Source organism: Marinitenerispora sediminis, assembly GCF_003336425.1.
GTDB lineage: Bacteria > Actinomycetota > Actinomycetes > Streptosporangiales > Streptosporangiaceae > Marinitenerispora > Marinitenerispora sediminis.
Genome location: NZ_QEIO01000056.1, coordinates 23,764 through 32,427, shown reverse-complemented (window position 1 = coordinate 32,427; position 8,664 = coordinate 23,764). Strand labels below are relative to the sequence as shown.

The 8,664-nt window shown below is 75.5% G+C and carries 6 protein-coding genes; 4 read left to right on the top strand and 2 right to left on the bottom strand.

What is annotated here, in order from left to right; all coding sequences use genetic code 11:
- Window positions 1-611: 611 nt before the first annotated feature.
- Window positions 612-1,697, bottom strand: coding sequence for a site-2 protease family protein (locus DEF28_RS13070; RefSeq protein WP_114396768.1), 1,086 nt, complete (start codon window positions 1,695-1,697; stop codon window positions 612-614).
- A gap of 175 nt (window positions 1,698-1,872) precedes the next feature.
- Between DEF28_RS13070 and DEF28_RS13065 the strand changes: the two genes are divergently transcribed.
- From DEF28_RS13065 to DEF28_RS13050, 4 genes are all read left to right on the top strand, one after another.
- Complete coding sequence (locus DEF28_RS13065) at window positions 1,873-2,688, top strand: RecB family exonuclease (RefSeq protein WP_114396767.1); 816 nt, start codon at window positions 1,873-1,875, stop codon at window positions 2,686-2,688.
- A gap of 106 nt (window positions 2,689-2,794) precedes the next feature.
- Window positions 2,795-4,051, top strand: coding sequence for a sensor histidine kinase (locus tag DEF28_RS13060; protein ID WP_233515278.1), 1,257 nt, complete (start codon window positions 2,795-2,797; stop codon window positions 4,049-4,051).
- 56 nt (window positions 4,052-4,107) lie between these two features.
- Window positions 4,108-4,788, top strand: coding sequence for a response regulator (locus DEF28_RS13055; protein WP_114396770.1), 681 nt, complete (start codon window positions 4,108-4,110; stop codon window positions 4,786-4,788).
- A 426-nt stretch (window positions 4,789-5,214) separates the two neighbouring features.
- A complete protein-coding gene (locus tag DEF28_RS13050; RefSeq protein ID WP_114396766.1) occupies window positions 5,215-6,648 on the top strand; it encodes a threonine/serine exporter family protein in 1,434 nt (477 codons plus the stop codon).
- A gap of 102 nt (window positions 6,649-6,750) precedes the next feature.
- Here the strand turns inward: DEF28_RS13050 and DEF28_RS13045 are convergent, their stop codons facing one another.
- Window positions 6,751-8,598, bottom strand: coding sequence for a dipeptide ABC transporter ATP-binding protein (locus tag DEF28_RS13045; protein WP_114396765.1), 1,848 nt, complete (start codon window positions 8,596-8,598; stop codon window positions 6,751-6,753).
- Between the last annotated feature and the right edge of the window lie 66 nt (window positions 8,599-8,664).

Sequence of the window (8,664 nt, the reverse complement as noted above, 5' to 3'; positions counted from 1 at the left end):
GGGTAGCGGGGCGGGGCCGGGGACAGGGCCCGGCACGCTCGCTGGTGGCGAGGCGGCCGCAGGTCCGCGATCGCGTCCGGGCCGTACCCGGCTCGTCGGCGGGGGTCGGCCGCAGCGCGGGCTTCCACGGCGAAGCGCGCCGAGGACCGGGGCCCCGGCGCCCCTTCGCACGCGTTCCGCGTCCAGCTGGGCGACGGCCTCCTCGTCCTGGCTTCGACGCGGCACCGGCGCGAGCGGGGCCGCGGCTGCCCGCCGAGCCGCACCGGTCCGCGGGACCGCGGCCCCCGTGGTGCCGGGACGCGATCGCGGACCTGCGGCCGCCTCGCCACCAGCGAGCGTGCCGGGCCCTGTCCCCGGCCCCGCCCCGCTACCCCGGAGGCCGTGGCCGGCCCGGGGAGCGTGGTCGTCTCCCGGTCCTCGGCTGAGAGACGGAGTCCGCGCCGACGGGCGCCACCGCTGCGCCAGGGGACGCAGGCGGCCGTCCGGACGTCGCGGCACCGGCCGGGCCTGCGCCACCGTGGCGCGCGCACCGTGAACGCTCCGGGGCCGCCGACGGCGACGCCCCAGCCCCGCTCCCCGTCAACGGCCCGGGGCGGGGGCCCCGGCGCCGCTCACACGTCGGCGAAGGCGGCGTTGACGTCGGCGGCGCGCAGCACGCCGTAGACCGAGCCGTCGGTCTCCACCAGCAGGTACTCCGGCACCGGGCGGCCGCGCAGCGCCTCCAGCAGCTCCTCGCCGGACAGGTCGGCCGGGATCATGATGTCGGGGGTGATGGCCCGGGCGACGCTGGACACCGGCACCCAGGGCCGGCGCGGCTCCGGGACGGCGGAGGCCGCGGTGTCGCTGACGATCGAGGTGGGCGTCCCGGCGGAGTCCACCACGATGATGGCGCCCGCCTCGCCCTCCGCCATGCGGCGCTGCGCCTCGGCGAGCGACGTGTCGGACGGCACCGCCACCGGCCGCCGGGCCAGTACCCGGCCGCGCAGCCGCGGCAGCCGCTCCCGGAACCGGGAGGCCCGCAGCGAGGAGCCGGCCCCCATCCAGATGAACGACCCGAGCAGCACCGCCCACAGCACGGCGAACAGGCTGAGCGAGGTGGCGCCCAGCCACGCCGACGCGAACGGCAGCAGGACGACCAGCACCGCGAGCGCGCGGCCGACCCACGCCGCCACCGCGGTCCCGATCCCCGGCCGGCGGGTGAGGGCCCACACCAGCGCCCGCAGCAGCCGGCCGCCGTCCAGCGGCAGACCGGGCAGCAGGTTGAACACGCCGACGAGCAGGTTGGCCACCCACAGCTGCCAGACCAGCACGCCGAGGATGCTGGCCGGCTGCACGAACTGGTAGCCCACGAACCCCGCGACCGCCAGCACGAGCGACAGCAGCGGACCGGAGAAGGCGACCCAGAACTCCCGGCCCGGGGTGGGCGCCTCCCGCTCGATCTCGGAGACGCCGCCGAGCATGTACAGGGTGATGCGGCGCACCGGCAGCCCGTACATCCGCGCCACGACCGAGTGCGCCAGCTCGTGGACCAGCACCGACGCGTACAGCAGCACCGCGAAGACGAACGCCACCAGGTAGGAGAGCGGGCCCAGCGCCAGCGCCCCCTCGACAACGGGCTCGTACAGCACCGTGATGATCGCCGCGATGACCAGCCAGGACGGGGAGACGTACACCGGGATCCCGAAGGGCCGCCCCATCAGGAGGCCGGACCGCCGCCGCGGCCGCGCTGACGGGTTTCCGCTGTCATGTTGGCTCACATCGCCAGGCTACGTGGTCGCGGACGGCGGCGGGACCCGCCGTGCCGCGCCGCCGGCCCGGACGCCTGTGGACGGGGCCGACCCCCCGGCGCGGGCGCGCGTAGGCTGTGCGTCCATGGACTCCCCGCACTTCGTCCCCCTCGCCCGGGCGCTGTCGCCGTCGCGGGCCACCGACTTCCTCCAGTGCCCGCTGCTGTTCCGCTTCCGCGTCATCGACCGGCTGCCGGAGCGCCCGAGCGCGGCCGCCGTCCGCGGCACCCTGGTGCACGCGGTACTGGAGCGGCTGTTCGAGCTCCCCGCCGAGACCCGGACAGCGCGGTCGGCGCTGGCCCTGCTGGAACCGCAGTGGCGGCAGCTGCGCGACAAGCGTCCCGAGGTGGCGGACCTGTTCTCCGACGAGGCCGAGGAGGCCCGCTGGCTGGACGCCGCCCGCGACCTCGTCCGGCGCTACTTCGAGATGGAGCGCCCGGACCTGCTGGAGCCCCGCGACCGGGAGCTCCGGCTGGAGGTCACGCTGGAGTCGGGGCTGCGGCTGCGCGGCTACCTCGACCGGCTGGACATCGCGCCCACGGGCCAGATCCGCATCGTCGACTACAAGACCGGGCGGACGCCGGCCCCCCGCTTCGAGGACAAGGCCCGGTTCCAGATCTTCTGCTACGCCGTGATGATCTGGCGGGAGATGGGGGAGGTCCCCACCCGGCTGCAGCTCATGTACCTCGGCGACGGCGGGGTGCGCTGGTACGAGCCCACCGAGCAGGAGCTGCTGGCCGTCGAGGCCGAGATCGACGCCATCTGGCGCGCCATCGAGGATGCGTCCCGGTCCGGGGAGTGGTCGCCGCGCCGCAGCAGACTGTGCGACTGGTGCGACCACCGCGAGCTCTGCCCCGAGTTCGGCGGCACTCCGCCGCCGCTGCCCGTCCCGGCGGGGTAGGCGCCGGGCCCGCCGGCCGGACCCCGCCCGCGTCATCCCGGCGAAGGAGGCGGGATCACCCCCGAGAAGGGCACGCGCGGCCGGAACCGGTTCTAGCGTGGTGGTCGTGACGGAGTCTGGACCGGATTCCCGCTCCGCTGTCCGCGACGGCTGGGCGCGGGTGCCCTACCGCGCGGTGCTCACCGACGCGCTGATCGTCGTGCTGCTGTCCGGGCTCAACTTCACCATGGTCTCGGTCAAGGCGCACACGCCCATGTGGCGCTGGGAGCACGACCTCGCCGGGCAGGTCGCCGGGGTGGGCCTCGCCCTGCTGCTGCTCGCCCGGCGCCGCTTCCCGGGGACCGTGTTCGTGCTGCTGCCCCTGGCCGGCCTGGCCGCCGACCATATCGGGGTGTTCGTCCAGGGCGTGGTGTCGATCGGCGCGGCCGTGGCCGTCTACTCCGGCGGCCGGCACCTGCCGCTGCGCCGCTCGCTGGCCGGCCTGGGCTGCGGTACCGCCGTCAACGTCGCCACCACCGTGGCCTCGCCGTTCAACGAGATGCGGACCGGCTGGTGGGACGTGGTGTTCTACCTGAGCTGGATCGCGGGCGCGTGGTGGCTCGGCCGGCTCGGCCGGCTGCGGGCGGCGCACCTCACCGAACTCCAGGCGCGGGCGACCCGGCTGGAGCACGCCCGCGACGCGCACGCCCGCGCGGTGCTGGCGGAGGAGCGCTCCCGGATCGCCCGCGAGCTCCACGACGTCGTCGCGCACCACGTGAGCGTGATGACCGTGCAGGCCACGGCCGGCCGGCGGGTCATCGCCCGGTCGCCGGACCGGGCGCGCCAGGCCCTGGAGGACATCGAGGAGACCGGCCGGCAGGCGCTGTCGGAGATGCGCAGGATCGTGGGGGTCCTGCGCACGTCGGCCTCGGCGGACGCCGACCGCGGCCCCCAGCCGGGGCTCGCCGACATCCCCGACCTGCTGGCCCAGGTGCGGGAGACCGGGCTGGCGGTCGCGCTGCGCACGGAAGGCGTGGCCCGCGCGCTGCCGCCCGGGCTGGAGCTGACGCTGTACCGCGTGGTGCAGGAATCGCTGACCAACGTGCTCAAGCACGCGGGGCCGGACGCGGCGGCGGAGGTCGCGCTCCGCTTCGAGCCGGGCGCGGTGTCGGTCCGTGTCGAGGACGACGGCGCGGGGCCGCCCGGCGGCGCGCGCGGCGGTGACGAGCCCGGGCACGGACTGCTGGGCATGCGGGAGCGGGTGTCGCTGTTCGGCGGCGACCTGGAGGCCGGCCCGCGGCCCGGCGGGGGGTTCTCCGTGCGCGCCCGGGTGCCCGAGAACCGCTCCGGCGCCGAGCGCCCCGAGACGGCGGCGGCGCGGTGACGCACGGCGGCGGCGCACCGTTCGCCGCGGCTCCGCCGGTCGGCGACAATTACGGCATGTCCATCCGCGTCCTGCTGGTCGACGACCAGCCGCTGCTGCGCACCGGGTTCCGGCTCATCCTGGAGTCGGAGTCCGAGGTGTCCGTCGTCGGTGAGGCCGCCAACGGCCACGACGCGCTCGCCGCGACCCGGCGCCTGCTGCCCGACGTGGTGCTGATGGACATCCGGATGCCGGTCAAGGACGGCATCGACGCCACCCGCGAGATCCTGGCGTGGGCGCGGGGCGCGGGCCAGGAGGTCCGGGTGCTGGTGCTCACCACCTTCGACCTGGACGAGTACGTGGTGGAGGCGCTGCGCGCGGGAGCGAGCGGCTTCCTGCTCAAGGACGTCCCGCCGGACGAACTCGTGGCGGCCATCCGCGTGGTGGCCGACGGAGCGGCGATCGTGGCCCCCGCGGTGACCCGGCGGCTGCTGGACCGCTTCGCCGACAAGCTGCCCAGCACCCGCGAGGCGCCGCCGCCCCTGCTGCACCGCCTCACCGAGCGGGAGCGCGAGGTGCTCCGGCTGCTCGGGCGCGGGCTGTCCAACGCCGAGATCGCCCGGGAACTGGTGGTCAGCGAGACCACCGTCAAGACGCACGTGGGCAACGTGCTCACCAAGCTGGGGCTGCGCGACCGGGTGCAGGCGGTGGTCTACGCCTACGAGACCGGGGTCATCCGCCCGGGCGAGGGCGACTGAGCCCGCCACGAACGGCGCGGCGGCGGGTCCCCGCCCGCGGGCACCCGCGCCGAGAACGGGTAGCGGTGACACACGGGGGCGGCCGGTGGACGGGCGCCCGCCCGGCACGACCTAGCATGGGGGGCGGCATGACCTGCGGAAACGATGCGGCGGCGTCCGCCGGCGGCGGGCGGCGCTTCGGCGCCGGACCGCTCGGCCGCCGCCGCGAAGCGGTGACGCAGTTCACCGGCTCCGCCCCGGATTCCCGCCAACCGCACCACGGGTACGCGCGTCCCATGGGGTGGCCGCGGCCGCCGGACGACGGCGGCCGCACCGCTGCCGCTCCACGAGGCGCGAGCCCGCTGATCCCATGACCCCACATCCGGGCGCGCCGTCGCCGCCCGCCCGAGCCGCGAGACTCTCGCGAGGAGGTATCGAAGACCGCCGATGGCGCAGCGACCACAGCGGCCCGCCCCGCTGAACGAGTACAACCTGCTGAGCCGGCTCCGGGACTGGCGCGCCGCCCGAGAGACCGAACTGGGCGCCGACGGCCTCGACGACGACGCCGTCGAGCTTCCCGATCCCCGCGCCATCGACCTCGTGCTGCGGGTCGGCGAGCTCCTGCTGGCCAGCGGCGAGGCCACGGAGGCCGTGAGCGAGGCGATGCTCAGCCTGTCCGTGGCCTTCGAGCTGCCGCGCAGCGAGGTCTCGGTCACCTTCACCGCCCTCACGCTGTCCTGCCACCCGGGGGGCGACCACCCGCCGGTCACCGGCGAACGCGTGGTGCGGCGGCGCACGCTGGACTACTTCCGGGTGAACGAGCTGCACACGCTGGTGCAGGACGCCGCGCTGGGCCAGGTGGAGCTGGAGGGGGCGATCGCCCGGCTGCGCATGATCAAGCGCGCCCGCCCGCCGTATCCGCACTGGCTGCTGGTGACGGCGTTCGGCCTCATCGCCTTCAGCGCCAGCCTCATGGTCGGCGGCCAGTTCATCGTCGCCGCGGCGGCCTTCGCCGCGACGGTGCTGGGCGACCGCGCGTCGGTCTTCCTGGCCAAGCGCGGGGTGGCGGAGTTCTACCAGATGACGGCGGCGGCGGTGCTGGCCTCCAGCATGGGGGTGGCGCTGCTGTGGGCGAGCTCGGAACTCGACCTCGGCCTGCAGGCCGGCGCGGTCATCACCGGTAACATCATGGCGCTGCTCCCCGGCCGGCCGCTGGTCTCCAGCCTGCAGGACGGGATCAGCGGCAGCTACGTGTCGGCGTCGGCGCGGCTCCTGGAGGTGTTCTTCACCCTGGGCGCGATCGTGTCCGGGGTGGGCGCCGTGGCCTACACCGCCGTGCGGCTCGGCGTCGACATGAAGCTGGACAGCCTCCCCTCGGCCGGCACCTCTCTCGAACCGGCGGTGCTGCTGAGCGCGGCGGGGATCGCCGTCGCCTTCGCGATCTCCCTGGCCGTCCCTCCCCGTATGCTGCCGGCCACCGCGGTGATGGGCATCCTGATCTGGGTCGTCTACGCCACCCTGGCCAGCCCGGCGACGCTGCACGTGCCACCGGTCGTGGGGACCGCGGCGGGCGCGGTGGTGATCGGGGTGATCTCGCACTGGCTGGCACGGCGCACCCAGCGGCCGGTGCTGCCCTACATCATCCCCTCGATCGCGCCGCTGCTGCCCGGCAGCATCCTGTACCGGGGCCTGCTGCAGATCAGCCTCGGCGACCCGGTGGCGGGTCTGCTGAGCGTGTCGGAGGCGGTGGCGGTGGGCCTGGCGCTCGGCGCCGGCGCCAACCTGGGCGGCGAGCTGGTGCGGGCCTTCCAGCGCGGCGGCCTGGCCGGGGCGGGGCGCCGCAGCCGTCCGGCCGCCCGGCGGACCCGCGGCGGGTACTGAGGCCTCCGGCCGCGGCGGGACGGCCGAGCCGCGCGGCGGGCCGCCGCCACGCTGGGCGCGTGAGCGGGGGAGGCGGGCGGCTGCCCGCCTCCCCCGCGCGGTTCAGACGCCGGCGTTGTCGCCGGCCTGGCGGCGCAGGCGGTGGCGCTCGGCGCGCAGCCGGCGGGCCTCGTCGGGGTCGAGGACCGGGGCGGCGGCCAGCAGCTGCCGGGTGTAGTCGTGCCGGGGCTGCTCGTACACCGAGTCGCCGTCGCTCATCTCCACGATGCGGCCCTTGCGCATCACCGCGACCCGGTCGCTGACCTGCCGGACGACGGCCAGGTCGTGGGCGACGAAGATCAGGGTGAGGTCGAAGTCGTCCTGGAGCTCCGCGAGCAGCCGCAGCACCTGGTCCTGCGTGGACACGTCCAGCGCGGAGACGGGTTCGTCGCAGATGACCAGCTTCGGCCGCAGGATCAGCGCGCGGGCGATGGCGATGCGCTGGCGCTGGCCGCCGGAGAACGCGTGCGGGAAGCGGTTGTAGTGCGCGGGCTCCAGCCCGACCCGCTCCAGCAGCTCCTGGACCCGCTGGCGGACCACCTTGCCGTTGCGCTCGCCCTGCACCCGCAGCGCGGTGCCGATGCTGTCGCCGATGGTGAGCCGCGGGTTCAGCGACGAGTACGGGTTCTGGAAGATCATCTGGATGTCGCGGCGCAGCGGGCGCAGCTGCCGGTCCGAGAGCCGGGTGATGTCGCGGCCCTCGAAGACGACGCGGCCCTCGGTCGGCTGGAGCAGCCGCATGATCATCCGGGACAGCGTGCTCTTGCCCGAACCCGACTCGCCGACGATCCCGAGCGTCTCCCCCCGGTGCAGCTCGAAGGAGACGTCGTCGACCGCGTAGAAGTAGCTGGCCGCGCCGAACATCCCGCCGCGCACGCGGAAGCGCTGCCGGACGTTCTCGACCCGGAGCAGCGGTTCCCCGCCTCCGGCCTCGGCCGCGGGCGCCGCCGCGGCCGGAGGCGGCGCCGGCGCCGCCTCCGGCTCCCGCGCCGGCTCCGCTCCGTGCTCCCGCTCCGCGGCCCGCTCCTGCTCGGCGGCCACCGCGCGCTCCGCCCGGACCTGGGCGCGGCGCTGGGCCCGGGAGACCTCCACCCGCGGCACCGCGGCGAGCAGCGCCTGGGTGTAGGGGTGCTCCGGCTCGGACAGCACCGTGCGGACGTCGCCCTGCTCGACCGCCCGGCCCTTCTGCATGACGAGCACCCGGTCCACCGACCCGGCGACGACAGCGAGGTCGTGGCTGACCAGGATGAGCGACATACCGAGGTCGCGGCGCAGGTCGTCGAGCAGGTCAAGGATCTGCGCCTGGACGGTGACGTCGAGTGCGGTGGTCGGCTCGTCGGCCAGCAGCACCTTCGGTTCGCAGACCAGCCCCATGGCGATGAGGACGCGCTGGCGCATGCCGCCGGAGAACTCGTGCGGGTAGGAGTGGATCCGCCGCGCGGCCTCGGGGATGCCCACCCGCTCCAGCGCGTCGACGGCCCGGCGGCGCGCCTCGGCCGCCCCGGCGCCGGGGTGGTGGGTGCGGTACGCCTCGACGATCTGGTTGCCGATGGTGTACTGCGGGTGCAGCGACGACATGGGGTCCTGGAACACCATGGCGATGTCGTTGCCGCGCATCGCCCGGACCTGCTGGTCGGTGGCGGTGACCACGTCGGTGCCCGCCACGAGGAGCTCACCGCTGATCCGCGCGCGGGTCCCCCGGTGCAGGCCCATCAGGGCCAGCGAGGTGGCGCTCTTCCCGGAGCCGGACTCGCCGACGATGCCCAGCGCGCCGCCGGCGGGGACCTCGAACGACAGGCCGTCGACCGCGTGGACGTCGCCGTCCAGCGTCGGGAAGGTGATTTTCAGGTCGCGGACGCTGACGACCGCCTCCGCGGTGTCGGGCGCCTGTCCGGTTCCCGGTGTGGTCATTGCCGGTCTTCCTTCTGCTCGGCCGCCTCCCAAACGGACGGAGGCGCGGTGGTGTCGTGGTGGGCG

What these genes read in the sequence shown, in the direction of transcription:
- DEF28_RS13070 (WP_114396768.1), bottom strand. Translation starts at nt 1,697, where the DNA reads ATGGGGCGGCCCTTCGGGATCCCGGTGTACGTCTCCCCGTCCTGGCTG.
- DEF28_RS13065 (WP_114396767.1), top strand. Translation starts at nt 1,873, where the DNA reads ATGGACTCCCCGCACTTCGTCCCCCTCGCCCGGGCGCTGTCGCCGTCG.
- DEF28_RS13055 (WP_114396770.1), top strand. Translation starts at nt 4,108, where the DNA reads ATGTCCATCCGCGTCCTGCTGGTCGACGACCAGCCGCTGCTGCGCACC.
- DEF28_RS13050 (WP_114396766.1), top strand. Translation starts at nt 5,215, where the DNA reads ATGGCGCAGCGACCACAGCGGCCCGCCCCGCTGAACGAGTACAACCTG.
- DEF28_RS13045 (WP_114396765.1), bottom strand. Translation starts at nt 8,598, where the DNA reads ATGACCACACCGGGAACCGGACAGGCGCCCGACACCGCGGAGGCGGTC.